The sequence below is a fragment of the Streptomyces sp. NPDC048442 genome, from assembly GCF_040651475.1.
Taxonomy (GTDB): Bacteria; Actinomycetota; Actinomycetes; order Streptomycetales; family Streptomycetaceae; genus Streptomyces.
The window spans coordinates 18,467-37,294 of sequence record NZ_JBEZKB010000020.1 but is presented as its reverse complement, the minus strand read 5'-3'; the positions used below and the strand labels follow the sequence as shown (position 1 = coordinate 37,294).

The following is an 18,828-nucleotide window of genomic DNA, read 5'->3' as shown; positions in this document are numbered from 1 at the left end:
GGGCGATGTGTGAGGGGTGGGGCCGGCGGGGCGGAGGCCGGGAGTCAGCGGCGGTGGTCGCCCGCGGCGCCGTCGGGCGCGTCGAGGCGGCGCAGGGCGGACTCCGCCACCAGCTCGCGCACCCGGAACTTCTGGATCTTTCCGGACGCCGTCAGGGGCAGGTCGTCGGCCAGGTACCACTGGACGGGGATCTTGTACGGGGAGAGCCGCTCCCGGCAGCGCTCCACCAGGAGGTCCACGTCCGGGCCCGCCGGGCGGTCGGCCGCGGGTACCAGCACCGCGGCGATGCTCTCGCCCCACCGTGCGTCGGGAACGCCCAGGACGACCGCGTCGCGGACACCGGGCAGCGTGCTCAGAAAGGCCTCGATCTCACCCGGCGCGACGTTCTCCCCGCCGCGGATGATGAGGTCGCTCAGCCGGCCCTCGATGCGCAGGGCCCCGGTGGCGTCCATCGAGCCGAGGTCGCCGGTGCGGATCCAGCCCTCGGCGTCGGTCTTCGCCGCGGTGGCCCGCGGGTCTCCGTAGTAGCCGAGCAGCTGCTGGTAGCCGCGGGCACAGATCTCGCCGGTGACCCCGAGCGGCCGCACCTCACCGGTGTCCGGGTCGACGATCTTGCAGGCGACGTGCGGCAGCGGCCGTCCGACCGTGCTCGTCTTGGACTCGGCCGTGTCGTCGGGGCGGGTCAGGGTCACTACGGAGGCGAGCTCGGTCTGCCCGTACAGGTTGAAGACCGTGGTGGAGAAGAGCTCCTCGGTCTCCGTGATGAGCTGCGGGCGCACCGGCGCGGCCCCGGTGAGCACCGCGGACAGCCGCGCCGGTGCGTCGCCACAGACCCGTGCCACGTCGTTCAGCGCCGTCAGCACCGTCGGCACGCTCGTCAGTACCGCGCCGGGCGAGCGCCGCAGCTCGGTCAGCAGGACCTTGGGGTCGAAGCGCTCCAGCAGTACGAAGGTGCCCCTGCTCCACAGCGGTCCCAGGCAGGAGATGACGCAGCCGGCGGTGTGGAACATGGGGAGCGGCGAGACGACGGTCGCACCGTCCCGTACACCGAGCCCCTCGAAGGTGAGCCGGGCGACGTTGACGACGGACCGGTGGGACAGCAGCACGGCCTTCGGGGCCCCGGTGGTGCCGGAGGTGAACTGGATCTGAGCGGGGACACCGGCCTCGGTGATCTGCTCCGCCGAGGGCAGGGGCGCGACGCCGCGCAGCGAGTCCCAGTCCGAGAGGGACACGACGTGCCGCAGGTGCAGGAGGCCGGGCGCGACCGTACGGACGACCTCGGCCATGTCGTAGGCGCGGCTGCGGTCCGCGTGGATCAGCAACTCGGCCTCGGAGGTGTGCAGCGCGTGCGTCAACTCCTCGGCGCGCAGGGCCGGGTTGAGCGCCACCAGGGTGACGCCGGCGAGCGCCGCCGCGTACTCGGTGATCGGCCACTGGGGGGTGTTCGGTGCCCACAGGGCGACCCGGGCACCCTGGCCGACGCGCTCGCGGATGCCCGCGGCGATGCTCTCGGCCTCGTCGAGCAGCTCCGCGTACGTCCAGGTGCGCGGTGCGGAGCCGTCGTCGGGGACGGTCCTGAGCGCGACGGTCTCCGGGCGTTCCGCGGCGACCTCGCGCAGCAGGGAGCCGACGGTGTGCGGGGAGAGCGGGACGGCGGTGTCCGCCGGCCGGAAGGACCGGGTGAGCAGCGGGTCACCGGTGCGCTGCGAAGTGCTGCTTCCCGGGCGGCCGGTCGCCGCAGTACCGCTTCCGGTGCGGCCGGTGTCCGAAGTACCGCTCCCCGTGCGGCCGGTGTCCAGAATGCTGCTCTCCATGGTGCTGCTCTCCGTGGTGCTGCTCTCCATGGTGCTGCGCTCCAAGGTGGACGGTGCGGGACTGACCTGCATGGAAGCTCTCCTCGAAGATGCGCCGACGGGCTGCCGCGTTGCTGGGCTGCTGGGCTGCCTTGTGATGCCCTGAGCCAACCGTGGATCGCGCCCCGCCGGATCCCCCGGCGGCTGGAACGTGCTCCCTCGCAGGAGGGGGTCGGGCGAGGGAGGCAGCTCGCGTACAGAATCCGTCCAGCGCGCCGCCCCGAAGTCCCGTTAGCGTGCGGGCGCTTGTGCCCGCCCTCACCCGGAAGGCGGACCGGAGGGGGAGTGGTGACGCAGATGGATGCGACGGCCGGCTGGCCCGGACTCGGCGGAGTACGGATCCTCGATCTGTCCCGCCTGTTGCCCGGCGGATTCGCGACGGTCCTGATGGCCGACCTCGGCGCCGACGTCATCAAGGTGGAGAGCCCCGACGGGGGCGACTACGGCCGCCTGGTGGATCCCGAGACGTTCGCGGCGCTGAACCGCAACAAGCGGTCGGTCGTCCTGGACCTGCGGGAACCGGCGGGACGCGAGACGCTGCTGCGGCTGGTGGAGCGCAGTGACGTCGTCGTGGAGAGCTACCGGCCCGGCGTCCTGGACCGCATGGGGCTGGGTTACGAGCGGCTGCGGGAGGTCAACCCGCGGGTGGTGTTGTGCTCGATCACCGGCTTCGGCCAGAGCGGCCCCTACGCCTCCCGGCCGGGCCACGACCTCAACTTCCTCGCGCTCTCCGGGTTCTTCGCGGTGCCCCACCGCCCGGGGGAGAGGGTCGACCGGGTCGGGGTGCGGGTGGCCGATCTCGCCGGCGCGATGTACGCGGCCCTCTCCGTCGTCGTCGCGGTCGGCGCGGCCGCCGCCGGTGGCGAGGGCCAGCACCTGGACGTGTCGCTGCACGAGGCGGCCGCGGGCTGGGCCGGGCCACTCGCCCTGCCGTTGCTCGGCCTGGCGGTCCCGGCCGACAGCCCGCTCGTCACGGGGGACAACGACGTGTTCGTCCTGGCCGACGGCCACCGGATCGCGTTTGCCAGTTTCGAGGACAAGTTCTGGCTGGGCTTCCGCACGGCGTTCGCCGCGGAGTTTCCCGCACTCGACGACGACCGCTACGACCGGCGGGCCGACCGCACCCGGGCCCGGGAGGAGGTCAGGGCTCTGCTCACGGACGTCTTCGGGCGCCGCGACCTGGCCTGGTGGACCGCCGCGCTCTCCCCGCTGGACCTTCCCTGGGCCCCCGTCTACGAGACGCCCGGTGAGTTCCTCGCGGACGAGCACGTCGTCGACCGGGGCCTGGTGGGCACCCTGCCGGGGTCGCCGACGGCGCCGGCCCGTCGGCAGGTGCGTTTCCCCGTACGGTTCGGATCCGGCCTCGACTCGCTGCGCGGCCCCGCCCCCGGGCACGGCGAGCACACCGCGGAGATCCTCGCGGAGCTGGCCGGGTGAGCGCCCGAAGCCGGGAGGCAGGCGCCTTCGTGGAGAACGCGGAGCACCGGGCCCTGCGGGAGGCCGTCTCCGCATTCGCCCGCGGCCGGGGAGCAGGACAGGGCGGCCGGGAACCGCGTTCCCCAGCTCAACTCTGGGAAGAAGCAGGCAAGTTGGGCTACCTGGGCGTCAGCCTTCCCGAGGAGTACGGAGGCGGGGGCTGCGGCATCACCGAACTCTCCCTCGTCATCGAGGAGCTCGGCGCGGCCGGCAGTCCGCTGCTCATGCTCGTGGTGTCGCCCGCGATCTGCGGGACGGTCATCAGCCGCTTCGGTACGGGGGAGCAGAAGCGGCGGCTGCTGCCGGGGCTCGCCGACGGAAGCGCGCGGATGGCCTTCGGCATCACGGAACCCGACGCCGGATCGAACTCCCACCGGCTGACCACCACCGCACGCAGGGACGGCGACGACTGGCTGCTCAGCGGCCGCAAGGTGTTTGTCTCAGGAGTGGACGAGGCCGACTCCACCATGGTGGTCGGCCGGACGGCGGACGCGCGCAGCGGCAAGCTGAAACCGTGCCTGTTCGTCGTCCCGCGCGACACCCCCGGGTTCGTCTTCCATGAGATCGAGATGGAACTCAACGCCCCGGAGCGGCAGTTCCAGCTCTTCCTCGACGACGTGCGACTGCCGGCCGAAGCGCTGGTCGGCCACGAGGACGCCGGTCTGCAACAGCTGTTCGCCGGGCTGAACCCCGAGCGGATCATGATCGCCGCGTTCGCCGTGGGACTGGGACGGCACGCCCTGGACAAGGCGGTCGACTACGCCAGGACCCGTCAGGTGTGGTCGGCTCCGATCGGCGCGCACCAGGCGGTCGCCCACCCGCTCGCGCGGATCCACATCGAACTCGAACTGGCCCGGCTGATGACGCGCAAGGCGGCCGAACTCTACGACCACGGCGACGACATGGCCGCGGGCGAGGCCGCGAACATGGCGAAGTACGCCGCGGCCGAGGCGTGTGCCCGCGCAGTCGACCAGGCGATCCACACCCTGGGCGGCAACGGCCTGACCACCGAGTACGGTCTCGCCCCGCTGCTCACGCTCTCCCGGGTGCCCAGGATCGCCCCGGTGAGCCGGGAGATGATCCTCAACTTCGTGTCCCACTACACGCTGGGGCTGCCCAAGTCCTACTGAGCTGTCTCCTTTTCCCTGCGCTGCCGACCTCCTCCCCCCATGACTGAGGCCCCGCCGACGGCGGGGCCTCAGTCATGGGGGGAGGGAAGGGGAGAGAAGGGTCAGCGCTCCAACTGCAGGCCGACGCCCAGCGCGAGGGCCCGCTCGTGCACCGCGGCGGCCAGCGCGATGTCCTGGATGCCCATGCCGAACGGGTTGATCACCACCCGCTCGTCCGCGCCGACGGGCCGGTCGTAGTCGCCGGCGAACAGAGCGCTCAGGCCGGCGCCCACCGCCCGGCCGCCGGCCGGGGCGTGCGTACCCGGGCCGCTGATCCGGCCGGCCCGCGCCAGCGCCCCCAGCAGCCGGTGGTCGTCGTCGAGCACCAGGTCCCAGTCGTCGACGAACAGGTGGTCGCAGCCCAGCAGCAGGCTCTCCGCCGCGTCGTCCAGCGACACGTTGACGAAGGTCCCGCCCGCGGGGACCCAGTCCAGCTCGACGTACGGCTGGGTGGTGGTCGTCACCGCGATGGTCAGCTGGGCACGCTCGACCGCCTCCCGCGCGCCGCCGGTCACGGTCACCGCGGTCGCGGGCTCCGAAGCGCGCCACGCCGCGGCCAGTTCGTGTGCCCGCGCCGCGTCCTGGTCGAAGAGGAACAGCTCCTCGACGCCTGGGCAGACGGTGGCCAGCAGCTCGCGGTGGACCTCGGCCTGCCGGCCGCAGCCGAGGAATGCCACCCGGGTGATCCCCGCCGGGTCCCGGACGGCACGCACGGCGGCGAGCGAGACTCCGGCGGTCCGCAGGGCGCTGATCCGGCTGCCCTCCATGATGCAGACGGGCCGCGCGGTCTCCGGGTCGTTGAGCACGATCAGGCCCGCGGCGCGCGGCTGCCCCAGCAGGTGATTGCCCAGCGACGCATTGATGATCTTGCATCCGTAGCTGTCGCCGAACCAGCCCGGCAGGATGAGGCTCCGGGCGGCGGCGCCCGCGCGGGTGGTCCAGCGCAGTGCCGCCTCGGGAGTGAGCCCCGCCTCCTTGCGGCCGTATGCCAGCAGGGTCTCGTGGGCGCGGTCGACGACCGGCAGGTCCGCGCACAGCCGCTCCACATCGGCACCGTCTAGGTAAGTGATCGTCGGCGAAGGGGGCGCGGGCGGGGCGACCGGCGCGGAAGGTACGGGTGGTGGTGTGGTCATCGGGGAGCCTTCTCTTCGGAGTACAGGTGGTTCAGCAGGGCCAGGGCCGCACGGACCTCCGGGTCCGGATCCGGCACGGCGACCGCCGGTGTGCCGTACAGATGCGCGTACTTCTCTCCGCTGTCCGGGCAGACACAGGCGATCTCCCGCAGGGAGGGGTCCCGCAGGGCGCGGAGCACCGCCGCGAGCACGGCGGCGCCGCTGCTGCCCCCCAGCGAGATGCCGGTGCGCCGCAGGACCACGGTGCAGGCGGCGGCAGCGGCGGCGTCCCGCACCCGGACGGCATGGTCCCAGTGGTGCGGTTCCAGGAACCCGGACACCTGCCCGGAACCGAAGCCCATCAGTTTGAGCGGCCGGTCGGCGGGCGCCCCACCGAGCGCGCAGGAGCCCACCGCGTCCACTGCGACGATCTGCGTCCGAGGCAGGCTGCTCCGGAAGTACCTGGAGATTCCCGCCAGCGTGCCGCCCGTCGAGACGGCGACCGCGACGGCGTCGAACCGTCCTTCGGGAGCGGCCTTCACCAGCTCCGCGGCGGTCTGCCACTCATGGACCCCGGGGTTGGCCACACTCTCGTACTGATTGGTCCACACGGCCTGCGGGTCCGCCGCCAGAATCTCCTGTACGGCCTCCAGCCGCGCCGCGAGCGTCCGGCCGCCCGGCACCTCGCGCACGGTGACGACGTCCGCCCCGAAGCCCACCATCCGTTCGACACTGCTGCGGGGCGTGCTGGGTTCGACGATCAGCGTGCAGTCGTAGCCGCGGCGGGCGCAGAGACCGGCGAGGGCCACCCCCAGATTGCCGGAGGTCGACTCGACCACCCGCATCCCGGGGCGCAGCGCCCCGGTCATCTCCAGTGCGGACAGCAGCGCTTCGGCGGTACGTGCCTTGATCGAACCGAACGGATTCTCGGCCTCCAGTTTGAGCCAGATCCGGACGGACCGGTTGCCGACCGGCACCCGGACGGAGCGCAGGGGTGTGTCGCCGATGGCGGCCAGGGGTGGCGCGGCAGTGATGGATTCCGTCATGGTTCTCAGTCCTTGAGGCTGTCGGCGCGTACCGTCGGCCGCCGCTGCACGGGCGGGACACTCCGGTGGGGTCCGATGTCGGCGAGGTTGTAGCCGGCCGGGTAGCCGGGGTACGTCCGGGCGGTCGGCCGCGTCATGACCCGCGCCATCAACCGGGGGGCGACGCGCTCGGTACGGGCGTGTCCGCGCAGCGCGGCGTGGTTCAGGGCGCGGGCCCACAGCGGCGGCGTACGCATGCCCAGGGCGTCGAGCGCCGGGCGGTCCAGACGGCAGGGCAGGGTGGCGGCCACCAGGTCGCTGACCGGGCGCCGGTACCAGGACGCGTAGAGCTTGATGATGGACGTGCCGACCCGGTGGTTGCTCGCGGCCCGGCGGAAGCGTGCCTGTTCGTACTCCCGGTTGAACACCTCGAACGTGGCGTAGTCGGTGGGTATTTCACGGATGTTCATCCGTTTCCCGACCCCGGCGAAGAAGTAGAAGGCGGCCAGCCGCTCGGTCTCGCTGGTCGGGCGCCAGCCCCAGCGGTCGATCCAGCGCACGGGTTCGTAGATGAACGTCGACAGCACGTAGAGCATGTCTTCGTTGGCGATGTCGAACCTGCGGTGCGCGTTGTTGATCTGACGCACCGCAAGCCGGCCGCGTTCGGAGTCGTACCCGCTGCGGACCAGTTCGCCCAGGATGATGCGGGTGTCGTCGTAGCGCTTCTGGGCCCGCAGGGCGAACTCGCCGGTGCCGTCGAGGACGTCGGAGATGGCAGGAACGCAGCAGGTCCGCCAGATGGCGACCTCCAGTCCCCTCCCGTAGTCCCAGGGGAACTCGCGGTCGGAGGAAATGCGGTGGATCTCCTCGTGATCCGTCTTCGGATCGAGTGTCTCCAGATGTCTGAGTGTCGCGTAACGGTCTCGCATCCGTACCCCGTTCACGGTGAGCAGTCGGCTACAGCGGTGTGGACCCGGCGGCACTGATGACCTCGGGCCGGGTGGGATCAAAACGCAGCGTCTCGAAACGCCACTGCAACTGGCCGGTGAGCCAGCTGCGGAGGCCGGCGATGTGGCGCTCCAGCCGGTCGGCCGGGAACAGCAGGCGCAGTGCGGGCGACAGGCCGTCGGCGAAGGTGGCGCTGAGTTCGGTGAACCTGTCGAAGCGCGCCTGGATCATCGCGCCCACCGCGTCGGCCGACGTCTGCAGATCGGTGCCGTGCGCGTGCCGGTGGACCAGGACGAGGTTGTGGGGGTCGTTCAGCAGCGCCTCCTTCTCGCAGCTGAAGAGGTCGTTGGTCCACAGATCGGCGTCGGACAGTGCCGCGTTCAGTTCGGCGAACTCCGGGAGTTCGTAGATCTCCGCGGGCACCTCGGCGTGCAGGGTCAACTCGATGAGGTCGAGGTAGGGCATCAGCGCCCGGCCACGCATGCCGATGTACTCGTCCAGGGTGGGCACCCGCTCGGCGAGCCGGTTCTCCGACTCCCACACGCAGGTCTCGAAGAAGGCCCCGATGTGCCCGGCGAGCCGGGTGCGCCACGCCGCGGAGGTGAGGGGGACGGTACGGCGCCACAGGTCCGCGTACGCCGGCCGGAACGCCGCCACGGCCGAATGAACCGGAGTGCCGCAGGGCTGCCCGTCGGCGGAACCGTCGGCGGAATCGTCGATGGAACCGTCGGCGGTGAGCCAGCCGAGCACCTCGTCGCAGACCTGGCGCAGCAGGACGGGATCGGTGCCGAGCGCGGTCTCGTCGAACTGGTCGTCCAGCACCAGCATGCAGCTGATCCAGTCGGTCACCAGCTGGAGTTCGCAGGGGCCCGCGTGCGGATAGGCGCGGCCCATCAGGGTGCCGAGCAGGGAGCGCTCGTGGTGGTGGCGCGCCGCCTCGTCGGGGGCCAGGCCGAAGCGGGCCACGAAGGCGCGCGTGCCCGCCTCGGCCCGGTCGGCGTACGGGCTGAGTTCGGGAGGGAACTGGGCATGGATGTGCGGGATGTTCAGAGGCACGGTGTCACCCGTCGTTTCGTGAGGTGGGCAGGGAAAGGGGGGCGGCAGGGCAGGGGGGAAGGGGCGGCGGCAGGGCAGGGGGAGAGGGGGTGGCGGAGGGGCGCGTCACGCGGGCAGCTGGAGGGACTTGACCTCTTGGAACTCCTGGATGCCGTGGCGCCCCAGCTCACGCCCCAGCCCCGACTGCCGGTAGCCGCCGAAGGGTGCGGCGGCATTGAATCTGGCGTCGTTGATGTCGACCTGGCCCACCTGCAGACGGCGGGCCACGGACAGCGCCCGGTCGATGTCGGCGGACCAGACGGTGGCCGCCAGGCCGTACTCGGAGTGGTTGGCCAGGGACACGGCCTCCTCGTCGTCGTCGAACGCCATGACGGCCAGGACGGGGCCGAAAACCTCTTCCCTGGCCAGTGACGAGGAGGGGCTCACGTCCGTCCAGATGCTCGGGGCCACGTAGTGACCGAGGTGCGGCAGCCGGCCCGTTCCGGCCGGGCCCGCCACCTGACGCGCGCCGCCGCGGGCGGCCAGCTCCAGGTGGCCGAGGACCCGCTCCCGTTGCGCCGCCGAGGCCAGCGGGCCCAGGAGGCACGCCGGGTCCTCCGGATCCCCCGGCACGTACTCGGCGACGACGGCGCGGGCCACGTCCAGCGCCTCGTCCAGAAGCGGGCGCGGTACGAGCAGCCGGGTACGGGCCGAGCAGGTCTGGCCGGCGTTGAGCAGGGCACTTCTGACACCGTCCTCGACGGCGGTGGCCAGGTCGGCGTCGGACAGGACGACGGTCGCCGACTTCCCGCCGAGTTCCAGACAGGTCCGCCTGACCGACTGGGCCGCGGCCGCGCCGATCTTCCGGCCGGCCTCCAGCGAACCGGTGAACGACACGACGTCGACGCCGTCGTCGGAGGCGAGCGCGGCGCCCGTCGTACTTCCGCGGCCGGTGACGAGGTTGAAGACGCCGGGAGGCAGGCCGATGCCGTCGATGATTTCGGTGAGCGCGTAGGCGGACAGCGGGGCGAGTTCGCTCGGCTTGAGCACGAGGGTGCAGCCCGCGGCGAGTGCGGCGCCGATCTTGGCCACCGCCTGGTGCAGCGGGTAGTTCCAGGGGGTGATGGCGGCCGCGACACCGACGGGTTCGCGGACCACGAGCGAATGCCCGATGCGCTCCTGCGCGGCGGGGGCGGCGAGCTCGTCGATGAAGCCGTCGAGCACCTTGAGGGGAAGCCCCGTCTGGACGCGGCGGGCGAACGTGATCGGGGAGCCCATCTCCCGGGTGACCGTCCGGGCCAGTTCCTCCTGGTGCCCGGCGAGGGCGTCGCGCAGGGCGGTGAGGGCCGAGCCGCGTTCGGCCGGGCCGGTCGCGGACCAGACGGGCAGGGCCGAGCGGGCCGCGTCGACCGCGTGCCAGACGTCCTTGCTGCCGCAGTCGGGGACCTCGGCGACGAGCTGCTGGGTCGCGGGGTTCTCGACGGCGACGGTTCCCGTGGCGTGCGGCGCGGCCCACCGGCCGCCGATGTAGACCGACCGGAGAGGCAGCGAATTCATGGTGTGACAGATCTCTTTCAGCAGTACGGGCAGAATTCGGACGTATCCGCAAATCTCTGGGAGAGTGCTGGAAGTGAGCGGGCGCAGCGAATTGATTGCGTATGACTCTAGGGATCGCCGAGGGAAATGCCTGGATGAATTCTGTACGCGAAACTGCCTCCCGCGACGGTGGTGACGAGCCACTGGAAAGGGGTTACAGTGCGGAACTTGAAATACCGGGCGCAAGAGGTCCGGCCGCAGGGAAAGTCAGAGGGAGAAGACCGACCGTGATCCCCGCAACCCCACCCGCCCTGAAGTCGGCGGACCGCTGGCTCCGCCGGCCCCGGCCGGTGGCGAACCCCAGGCTCCGTCTGGTCTGCCTTCCGCACGCGGGCGGCACGGCGGGCGCCTTCCACCGCTGGGAGGCCTCGCTCCCCAGGGACGTGGAGCTGGTCGCCGTGCAGTACCCCGGGCGGCAGGACCGGTTCGCCGAAGCGTGCGTCAGTGACATGGCCGAGCTCGCCGACAGCGTCGCGCAGGCCCTGTTGCCGCTGCTGGGCCGTCCCTTCGCCCTGTTCGGGCACAGCATGGGCGCGGCTCTTGCGTACGAGGTCGCCCTGCGCCTGGAGACGCTGTACCGGGCCAGGCCGCAGCAGCTGTTCGTCTCGGCCCAGGTGGCGCCCGGTTCCCCGCGGCGTTCCAGGGACCTGCACCTGCAGGACGACGAGACGATGGTCGCGGGCCTGCTGAAGCTGGGCGGCATGGACGAGGCCCTCACCGCGGACCCCGACCTGCTGGCGCTGGTGCTGCCCTCGTTCCGGGCCGATCTGACGCTGATCGAGACCTACCGGCCCGTCGGCGCACGGCCGGTGACGACGTCGGTGACGGCCTACGCCGGAGATGCGGATGCCGGCGTTCCGATGGCGGACGTCGCCGCGTGGAGCGCGCTCAGCACCGGCGATTTCGACCTGCGGGTATTTCCCGGCGGGCACTTCTATCTGGTGGAAAGAGAATCCGAAGTCATCGAGGACATTGCTCGGCGCCTTGAATTTGTGCGCTGAACTGATATCTTCCCGGCAGAGGGCGTCCGGCCGGTCGTACAAATAATTCCTTTCCGAACCCCCGGCCCTGTGGCGATGCTTCCGTGGCCGCCCCGACCAAATTTGCCGCCCTGGTCCCGGCATGCTGCTGTCGGCCGGCGACGCCCCGGCATCCGGACAATTCGAAATGTGTCAGAGGAGTCCCAGAATGGTGAATGACGATGAAGTGGCGAACCGTGTCCGCGAGCTCATGGTGGAGGCCCTGGACCTCCGGGTGGGTCCCGAGGCCATCGGGAGCGAGATGTCGCTCTACTCACCGGTGATCCAGCTCGACTCGCTGAACCTGCTCCAGCTGCTGCTGGCCGTGGAGAGCGAGTTCGGCGGCCAGATCGAGGACGAGGACGTGATGGAGGCCGACCTGGAGAACGTGGGCGACTTCATCGGCCTCGTACGCCGGCACGTCGAAACACTCCGGACGGAGGCCGCCGCATGAGGACCTCACGCAACCAGTTCCTGCTGGACGAGGAGGACGTCCCGACCCACTGGTACAACATCCTCGCCGACCTGGACGTACCGACCTCCGACGTACGCCGCGCCCGGCCCGCCGCCGCGGACGCACCGGACCGACGGGCCGCCTCGCCCAACCTGCCGCTCTCGATGTACCGCTCCAGCGTCGGCACCGAACGTCACGTGAAGATCCCCGACCCGGTGCGCGAGCAGTACCAGCGCTGGCGTCCCACGCCCCTCGTCCGGGCCCACCGCCTGGAGCAGGCGCTGGAGACCCCCGCGCACATCTACTACAAGTACGAGGGCGCGAACGCCTCGGGCAGCCACAAGCTCAACTCCGCGCTGGCCCAGGCCCACTACTACAAGCAGGCCGGCGTTCAGGAGATCACCACCGGCACCGGGGCCGGTCAGTGGGGCACCGCCCTGTCGATGGCCTGCCACGCACTCGACCTGGCCTGCACGGTGTTCATGGTGCGCGTCAGCCACGAGCAGAAGCCGTACCGCAGGGTGCTGATGGAACTGAACGGCGCCCGCGTCATCCCCAGCCCCAGCGGTACGACCGAGGCCGGCCGGGCCCTGCTCGCCGCCTCACCCGACAGCGACGGCAGCGTGGCGATAGCCAACGCCGAGGCTCTCGAACACGCCAGGTCGGTGCACCGCGGCGCCTTCGCGGTCGGCAGCGGGGAGAACCACGTCCTGCTGCACCAGACGGTCATCGGCGAAGAGGCCCTGCTCCAGATGGAACTCGCCGGCGAGTTCCCCGACGTCGTCATCGGCGCCATGGGCGCCGGCAGCAACTTCGCCGGTCTGGCCTTCCCCTTCCACCGCGAGAAGCTCCGCAACGGGACCGCGACGCGGCTCGTGGCCGTGGAGCCCGAGGCGTGCCCCAAAATGACCCGGGGCCGCTACGCCTGGGACTACAACGACTTCTCCGGTACGACGCCGTTGACGAAGATGTACACGCTGGGCCACACCTTCGTCGCTCCCGGGGTGCACGCCGGAGGCCTGCGCTACCACGGCGCCGCTCCCCTGGTCAGCGCCCTGTACGAACAGGGCCTGATGGAGGCCGTCGCCTACGGACAGACCGAGGTGTTCGAGGCCGGGACCCTCTTCGCGCGTACCGAGAACCTCGTCCCCGCCCCCGAATCCGCGCACGCCGTCAAATGCGCCGTCGACGAGGCCGTCCGCGCCCGGGAGGAGAACCGCCCGCGCGTCATCCTCCTCAACGTCAGCGGCCACGGCCTCCTCGACCTCTCCGCCTACGACCAGTACCTGTCCGGCGGACTCCAGGACCACCGCATCTCCGACAGCGCCATCGCCGCCTCGCTGGCCGCCCTGCCGGACGCCGAACCCGCCGGAAGCCGCTCATGAACCTCGCCCCGACCGAGGAACAGACGGCGCTCGCCGACCGGCTGCACACCCTCGGCGCCACCGCCCTGGGCGCCGACATCGAGACCCGCGAGGGGACGCAGCAGCTCCAGAGCGGCGACTGGCAGCGCTGCGCACAGGCCGGCGTGCTGGGACTTCCGGTGCCCCAGGAGTACGGCGGGCTCGGGCTGGACGCCCTGACCTGCGCGATCGCCCTGGAAGGCTTGGGCGGTGGCTGCCGGGACAACGGCCTGATGATCGCCGTCGGCGCGCACATCTGGGCCGTGGAGATGCCGCTCGTCGCCTTCGGCTCCGCGGAACAGAAGCAGCGCTACCTGCCCGCGCTCTGCGACGGCAGCAAGACCGGCGCCCACGCGATCACCGAGGCCCAGGCGGGATCCGACGCCCTGTCGCTGACGGCCACCGCCCGCCGGGAAGGCGACCACTACGTCCTGGACGGCGTCAAGCGCTTCGTCACCAACGCCCCGATCGCTGACGTCTTCCTCGTCTACGCCACCGTCAACCCCGCCCTGGGATTCACGGGGGTCACCGCCTTCCTGGTCGAACGGGGCCAGGAAGGAGTGACGGTGGAGAGCCGGTACGAGAAGACCGGGCTGCGCACCGCCCCCTGGGGCGAGATCACCCTGAGCGGCTGCCGCGTCCCGGTCTCCGCGCGGCTGGGCGCCGAGAAGCAGGGCTCGCGGATCCTCGGCTTCACCATGGGCTGGGAGCGGGCGCTGATCCTGGCACCCCTGCTGGGGACCATGCGCCGCCAGATCGACGACTGCGTCCGCTTCGCACGCGAGCGGGCCCAGTTCGGGCGCGGCATCGGCCGCTTCCAGTCGGTGGCGAACCGGATCGTGGAGATGCAGATCCGGCTGGACGAGGCCAGGCTGCTGACCCACCGTGCCGCCTGGGACCTGGTGCAGGGCGCCCCGTCGTACTTCGCGGAGGCGGCGCAGCTGCGCACCAGCGAATCCGCCGTCGAGACCTTCCTCGACGCCATGCAGGTGTACGGCGGCCTCGGCTACACCACGGAGACGGACGTCGAACGCAACCTGCGCGACGCGCTCGGCACCCGGATCTCGTCGGGGACCTCCGACATGCAGCGGCTCGTGATGGCCGAGAAGCTCGGCCTCACCTCCCGTGCGCCCATCCGCACACCGTCCCGGGCGGACGACGGCGCCGGCAGGCGCGTGCCGAGCCCTCCGGCCACCGCAGGAGGCCTCCGTGCGCACGCTCGATGAACTGCTGACCAGGGCCGCCGCCACCCGGCCCGCCGCCGAGGCGGTCCGCCATCGCGGCCGGACGACGGACTACGCCGAACTGGACCGGGCCGCGAGCGCCCTCGCCGTCACGCTGCGCGAGGCCGGCGTGGGCCCCGGCGACCGGGTCGGCCTGTGGATGCCCAAGTCGACCGAGGCGGTCGTGGCCGTCCACGCCGTGCTCAAGTGCGGGGCGGCCTACGTACCGGTCGACCCGGCCGTACCCGCGGCCCGCGCGGCCTTCATCCTGGCGGACTGCGCCGTGGCCGCCCTGGTGACCGACACGCCCCGGCTCACGCTCCTCCAGGCCCCCGGCGCACCGGCCGCCCCGCCCACGGTCGTGGTCCTCGCCGCCACACCCACACCGCAGGCCACCGCGGACACGCCCGGCTCCGCCGACGCATCCGGTGCCTCGGACCCCGTGGGCCTTCCCGGCCCGTCCGGCACCCCCGGCGACGTCCGGCAGATCTCCTGGGACGAGGCCGTTGGGCGTGTGGTGCCGTCCGGGTTCGCCCCTGTTGCCGTACAGCCCGACGACCTGGCCTACATCCTCTACACCTCGGGCTCGACCGGGACGCCCAAGGGCGTGATGCTCTCCCACCGCAACGCGCTGGCCTTCGTCGACTGGGCCGTGGGCGAATTCGGCCTGGAGCCGCAGGACCGCCTGTCGGGCCACGCCCCGCTCCACTTCGACCTCTCCGTCTTCGACGTCTTCGCCGCGGTGAGTGCCGGAGCCTGTCTCGTTCTGGTCCCCGAACACCACAAGGCCCTCGGCCCGGCACTGAACCGGCTGGTCGCCGAGGAGGGGATCACCGTCTGGTACTCGGTGCCCGGCGCCCTGATCCGGATGCTCGACGCGAAGAACCGCGAACTGCTCAAAGGCTCGCGGCTGCGGACGGTGCTCTTCGCGGGCGAACCCTTCGCCCTCAAGCACCTGAGGCGGCTGCGCGCGGCGCTGCCCGCGGCGGGTCTGCACAACCTCTACGGGCCGACCGAGACCAATGTGTGTACCCACCACCGGGTCACCGAGGCGGATCTCGCACCCGACCGCAGCGGTCCGCCGCCGATCGGCAGGCCCTGCCCGTACGCCCGGACGTTCCTCCTCGACGCCGACGGCCGGCCGGTTCCCGACGGGCCGGGCGCCGAGGGCGAACTGTGCGTCACCGGGGACTCGGTGATGCTCGGTTACTGGGGGCGCCCCACGGCCGACGCCGGGACGGCCCCCTCCCGTACCCACCGCACGGGCGACATCGTCGTCTCGCACGGCTCCGCGGGCTACCTCTACGTCGGCCGGCGCGACCACATGGTCAAGATCCGCGGCTACCGCGTCGAGCCCGAGGAGATCGAGGCCGTCCTGATGCGGCTGCCCTCGGTGCACGAGGCCGTCTGCGTGCCGGTCCCCGACGGTGACGGCGGCACGGCGCTGCACGCGTACGCGGCGCCGGCCGAGGGAGCCCGGCCACCCGTCGCCGAGCTGCGCGGACACTGCCTGGACGCGCTGCCCCGCTACATGGTCCCCGCGGAGTTCCACCTGGTCGACGCCTTCCCCCGGACCTCGACCGGCAAGACCGACCGGCGGGCACTGGCCACCGGCCGGTTCCGTACCGCCCTGGAGGCCGTATGACCGCCCACGTGCGGACGCTCCGCCTGCCGAGCCGGCTGCTGGGCCGGGACAAGGGCGTCAACGTCGTCCTGCCCGGCGGCTACTCCGAGCACGGCGCCGCGCACCGCGTCCTGTACCTGCTGCACGGCTACGGGGGAGGCAAGGACACCTGGCTGGTCAACACCCGCCTCCTCGACCTGCTCTGCGACAGCCGGACCCTCGTGGTCCTGCCCCAGAGCGGCCGCCGCTGGTTCGTCAACGACCACGCCGGTCTGCGGTACGAGGACCACTTCGTCCAGGAACTCGTGCCCGCGGTCGACGAACGGTTCCACACCCTCGCGCACCGGTCCGGCCGCGCCGTGGGCGGCTTCTCGATGGGCGGCGCCACCGCGCTGTTCCTCGGGCTGCGCCACCCCGGGCTGTTCGGCGCGGTGGCCTCGCTCGCCGGGGCCTTCGAAGCTCCGCGCAGGATCGGCGACCCGTACGCGGCCTTCCGGGGCGAGCCCGGGTTCGCCATGCCCACCGTGGACTCGCACGAACGGGTCTGGGGCCCGCCGGGCAGTGAGACCCGGCACCGCTACGACCCCTACCGGCTGATCGGCAGGACCGGCGCGCACCCGCCGCCCGCCCTGCACCTCGACATCGGGACGGCGGACCACGACCGGATGCTGGCCATGAACCACCGGGTGCGCGACGCCCTGCGCGAGCGGGGCCACGACGTGGAGTACCACGAGCGGCCGGGCGGTCACGACTGGAGTTACGTGGACCGCGCGCTGCCCGCGGCGCTGGACTTCGTCGAACGCCGCCTGTCGGGCCGGCCGTCGGAGAGGACGGCCGCCGCCCATGAACGAGTCTGAGCCGGACGGCCCGTCCCTGCTGGTGAACCGGCCGGCGCCGGGCGTGGTGACCGCCACCCTGAACCGGCCGGCCCGCAGGAACGCTCTCGACGAGGACCTCTTCGCGCGGCTGACGGCACTGTGCGCGCGGCTGCGGTCCGACCCCTCGGCACGCGTCCTGGTCATCGACGGGGCAGGCGGCTCGTTCTGCGCGGGCTACGACATCGACGAAGTGGGCCGGATCGCAGCTCTGCCGCCCCTGGAACTGCTGGCCCTGCTCCAGCGCCAGGCGGCGGCCGTCACCGGACTGCGCGGCCTCCCGCAGGCCGTGATCGCCGCAGTCGACGGCACCGCGACAGGGGCCGGCCTCTCCCTCGCCCTGGCCGCCGACATCCGCCTGGCGGATCCCGGGGCACGCTTCTGCGCCCCGTTCGCCAAGATGGGCCTGTCCGGCGGCGACATGGGCGCGTCGTGGCTGCTGCCACGGCTCACCGGCCTGGGCTTCGCCTCCGACATGATGCTCAGCGGCCGTTTCGTGGGAGCCGCCGAGGCCGTCGAGCGCGGCCTGGCGAGCCGGCTGACAGCCGCAGGCGAGCTGCGGGCGGAGGCCCTCGCCCTGGCGGTGGAGATCGCGGCCAACAGCCCTGTCTCGGTGGCCCTCACCAAGCAGGTGCTCCAGAGCAACGCCGACGCCCCCTCGCTGGCCGTGGCACTCGAACGCGAAGGCCCCGCGCAGGTCGTCGCCGCCCACTCGCCGGACGTGCACGAGGCGGTGGCGGCCTTCCGGGCCCGCCGGCCGCCACACTTCGGCACCCCCTCACCCGGCACCCCTGCGCCCGGCACCCCTTCGCCCGGCACTTCCTCGCCCGGCACTCCCTCACCCGGCGTACGCGAACGTCCCGAAGAACTCCTCACCGCTTCACCGGAAGGAACCTCATGACCACCACGAACATCACCAACACCCACAACACCACGGACCTCGTGGGCACCGAAGCCGCCTGGGGCCCCCGGATCGTCCGGCCCGCCGAAGCCGGTGTGTCCGCGAGCGCCGAGGGCCTGCGGGAGTACTTGCTGGGCACCGACCCCGGCGGCCTCCTCGTCGAGTCGCGCGCGGTGGTCTTCCGCGGCTTCGGCGTCTCCACCGAGACTTACGACGCCGTGGCGGACCTCCTGCTGCCCGACCGGCTGGCGTACGTCCACGGCAACTCGCCGCGCACCAAGGTCGGCCGCAACCTCTACACCTCCACCGAGTACCCGGCGGAGTTCGAGATCTCCATGCACAACGAGATGTCGTACGCCCACGCGTGGCCCTCGCGGATCCTCTTCTTCTGCGACATCGCGGCGGCCACGGGCGGAGCGACCCCGGTGGTCGACGGCAAGCTGTGGCTCGACTCCATCGACCCAAAGGTCCGTGCGGCCTTCGCACCCGGCGTCCGGTACACGCAGAACCTGCACGACGGCATGGGGTTCGGCAAGAGCTGGCAGTCGACGTTCGAAACCGACGACCGCGCCGAGGTCGAGGCGTTCCTCGACGGCGCCGAGGCCGAGTGGAACTGGCAGCCGGACGGCACGCTCCGGGTGACCCAGGTCCGCCGGGCCACCCTCAGCCACCCGGTCACCGGTACGGAGGTGTGGTTCAACCAGGCGGACCAGTGGCACACCGCGGGGCTCGGCGAGGACGCGGCCGCCCTGGCGGAGATCGTGCCCGAGGACGAGCTGCCGCAGAACGCCTACTTCGCGGACGGCAGCCCGATCCCGGCCGAGTACATCACCCATGTGCAGGAGGTCGGCATGAAGGTGGCCGTGAACGTCGACTGGGAGGCCGGCGACCTCTTGTTCGTCGACAACGTCGCGGTGGCGCACGGCCGCCGGGCCTTCACCGGGCAGCGCCGGATCCTGGTGGCGATGTCCTAGCGGCCGCCGGCGGACCGGCGGCGCTCCGCACCGCGCGCACGACCGCACACACGGGAAATCACGACCGCACACACGGGAAATGCCGCGGTGGACCAGGCGGGAGAGCCTGGTCCACCGCGGCATTCCGCGTCCCCGCGGGCC

At 72.0% G+C, this 18,828-nt stretch carries 17 protein-coding genes; 11 read left to right on the top strand and 6 right to left on the bottom strand.

Features of this window, described 5'->3' with window-relative positions:
- Nucleotides 1-44 precede the first annotated feature (44 nt).
- The gene (locus tag AB0D18_RS26960) at nucleotides 45-1,814 is read right to left on the bottom strand and encodes an AMP-binding protein (RefSeq protein WP_362423671.1); all 1,770 of its coding nucleotides are present in this window, start codon (nucleotides 1,812-1,814) and stop codon (nucleotides 45-47) included.
- Between AB0D18_RS26960 and AB0D18_RS26955 the strand changes: the two genes are divergently transcribed.
- The 3 genes from AB0D18_RS26955 (at nucleotide 1,801) to AB0D18_RS26945 (ending at nucleotide 4,459) form a co-directional block, all read left to right on the top strand.
- Nucleotides 1,801-1,959, top strand: coding sequence for a hypothetical protein (locus AB0D18_RS26955; RefSeq protein ID WP_362423668.1), 159 nt, complete (start codon nucleotides 1,801-1,803; stop codon nucleotides 1,957-1,959). The genes AB0D18_RS26960 and AB0D18_RS26955 overlap by 14 nt on opposite strands.
- A 191-nt stretch (nucleotides 1,960-2,150) precedes the next feature.
- Nucleotides 2,151-3,290: a CaiB/BaiF CoA-transferase family protein gene (locus tag AB0D18_RS26950; protein WP_362423969.1), complete on the top strand. Its 1,140-nt coding sequence runs from the start codon at nucleotides 2,151-2,153 to the stop codon at nucleotides 3,288-3,290.
- Nucleotides 3,287-4,459 carry an acyl-CoA dehydrogenase family protein gene (locus tag AB0D18_RS26945; RefSeq protein ID WP_362423666.1) on the top strand — a complete coding sequence of 391 codons (1,173 nt, stop codon included), beginning with the start codon at nucleotides 3,287-3,289 and terminating at the stop codon, nucleotides 4,457-4,459. Before AB0D18_RS26950 ends, AB0D18_RS26945 begins: the two co-directional genes overlap by 4 nt.
- Before the next feature lie 101 nt (nucleotides 4,460-4,560).
- Here AB0D18_RS26945 and AB0D18_RS26940 read toward each other — a convergent pair whose 3' ends face one another.
- The 5 genes from AB0D18_RS26940 to AB0D18_RS26920 form a co-directional block, all read right to left on the bottom strand.
- On the bottom strand, nucleotides 4,561-5,631 hold the full coding sequence (locus AB0D18_RS26940) for an ornithine cyclodeaminase (RefSeq protein ID WP_362423663.1): 1,071 nt from the start codon (nucleotides 5,629-5,631) through the stop codon (nucleotides 4,561-4,563).
- Complete coding sequence (locus AB0D18_RS26935; RefSeq protein WP_362423661.1) at nucleotides 5,628-6,656, bottom strand: cysteine synthase family protein; 1,029 nt, start codon at nucleotides 6,654-6,656, stop codon at nucleotides 5,628-5,630. The genes AB0D18_RS26940 and AB0D18_RS26935 overlap by 4 nt, the downstream gene beginning before the upstream one ends.
- Before the next feature lie 5 nt (nucleotides 6,657-6,661).
- Nucleotides 6,662-7,564, bottom strand: a complete 903-nt coding sequence (locus AB0D18_RS26930; RefSeq protein ID WP_362423659.1) for a DUF2236 domain-containing protein — start codon at nucleotides 7,562-7,564, stop codon at nucleotides 6,662-6,664.
- Nucleotides 7,565-7,592: 28 nt separating this feature from the next.
- Complete coding sequence (locus AB0D18_RS26925) at nucleotides 7,593-8,639, bottom strand: hypothetical protein (protein ID WP_362423656.1); 1,047 nt, start codon at nucleotides 8,637-8,639, stop codon at nucleotides 7,593-7,595.
- A 105-nt stretch (nucleotides 8,640-8,744) separates the two neighbouring features.
- On the bottom strand, nucleotides 8,745-10,175 hold the full coding sequence (locus AB0D18_RS26920; protein ID WP_362423653.1) for an aldehyde dehydrogenase family protein: 1,431 nt from the start codon (nucleotides 10,173-10,175) through the stop codon (nucleotides 8,745-8,747).
- Nucleotides 10,176-10,441: 266 nt separating this feature from the next.
- Between AB0D18_RS26920 and AB0D18_RS26915 the strand changes: the two genes are divergently transcribed.
- The 8 genes from AB0D18_RS26915 to AB0D18_RS26880 all read left to right on the top strand — a co-directional run bounded on the left by AB0D18_RS26915 (nucleotide 10,442) and on the right by AB0D18_RS26880 (nucleotide 18,687).
- The gene (locus tag AB0D18_RS26915; RefSeq protein WP_362423650.1) at nucleotides 10,442-11,215 is read left to right on the top strand and encodes an alpha/beta fold hydrolase; all 774 of its coding nucleotides are present in this window, start codon (nucleotides 10,442-10,444) and stop codon (nucleotides 11,213-11,215) included.
- Between the two features lie 187 nt (nucleotides 11,216-11,402).
- Nucleotides 11,403-11,687, top strand: coding sequence for a phosphopantetheine-binding protein (locus AB0D18_RS26910; protein WP_362423647.1), 285 nt, complete (start codon nucleotides 11,403-11,405; stop codon nucleotides 11,685-11,687).
- A complete protein-coding gene (locus tag AB0D18_RS26905; protein ID WP_362423645.1) occupies nucleotides 11,684-13,072 on the top strand; it encodes a TrpB-like pyridoxal phosphate-dependent enzyme in 1,389 nt (462 codons plus the stop codon). The genes AB0D18_RS26910 and AB0D18_RS26905 overlap by 4 nt, the downstream gene beginning before the upstream one ends.
- Entirely contained in the window at nucleotides 13,069-14,316 is a 1,248-nt protein-coding gene (locus AB0D18_RS26900) for an acyl-CoA dehydrogenase family protein (RefSeq protein ID WP_362423642.1), read from the top strand. Before AB0D18_RS26905 ends, AB0D18_RS26900 begins: the two co-directional genes overlap by 4 nt.
- Nucleotides 14,300-15,958 (top strand): amino acid adenylation domain-containing protein, encoded by a 1,659-nt coding sequence (locus tag AB0D18_RS26895; RefSeq protein ID WP_362423639.1) that lies wholly within the window; start codon nucleotides 14,300-14,302, stop codon nucleotides 15,956-15,958. Before AB0D18_RS26900 ends, AB0D18_RS26895 begins: the two co-directional genes overlap by 17 nt.
- Nucleotides 15,955-16,794, top strand: a complete 840-nt coding sequence (locus AB0D18_RS26890; RefSeq protein ID WP_362423636.1) for an alpha/beta hydrolase family protein — start codon at nucleotides 15,955-15,957, stop codon at nucleotides 16,792-16,794. Before AB0D18_RS26895 ends, AB0D18_RS26890 begins: the two co-directional genes overlap by 4 nt.
- Nucleotides 16,781-17,713, top strand: a complete 933-nt coding sequence (locus AB0D18_RS26885; protein WP_362423633.1) for an enoyl-CoA hydratase-related protein — start codon at nucleotides 16,781-16,783, stop codon at nucleotides 17,711-17,713. The genes AB0D18_RS26890 and AB0D18_RS26885 overlap by 14 nt, the downstream gene beginning before the upstream one ends.
- A complete protein-coding gene (locus tag AB0D18_RS26880) occupies nucleotides 17,710-18,687 on the top strand; it encodes a TauD/TfdA family dioxygenase (protein ID WP_362423630.1) in 978 nt (325 codons plus the stop codon). Before AB0D18_RS26885 ends, AB0D18_RS26880 begins: the two co-directional genes overlap by 4 nt.
- The last annotated feature ends 141 nt before the right edge of the window (nucleotides 18,688-18,828 follow it).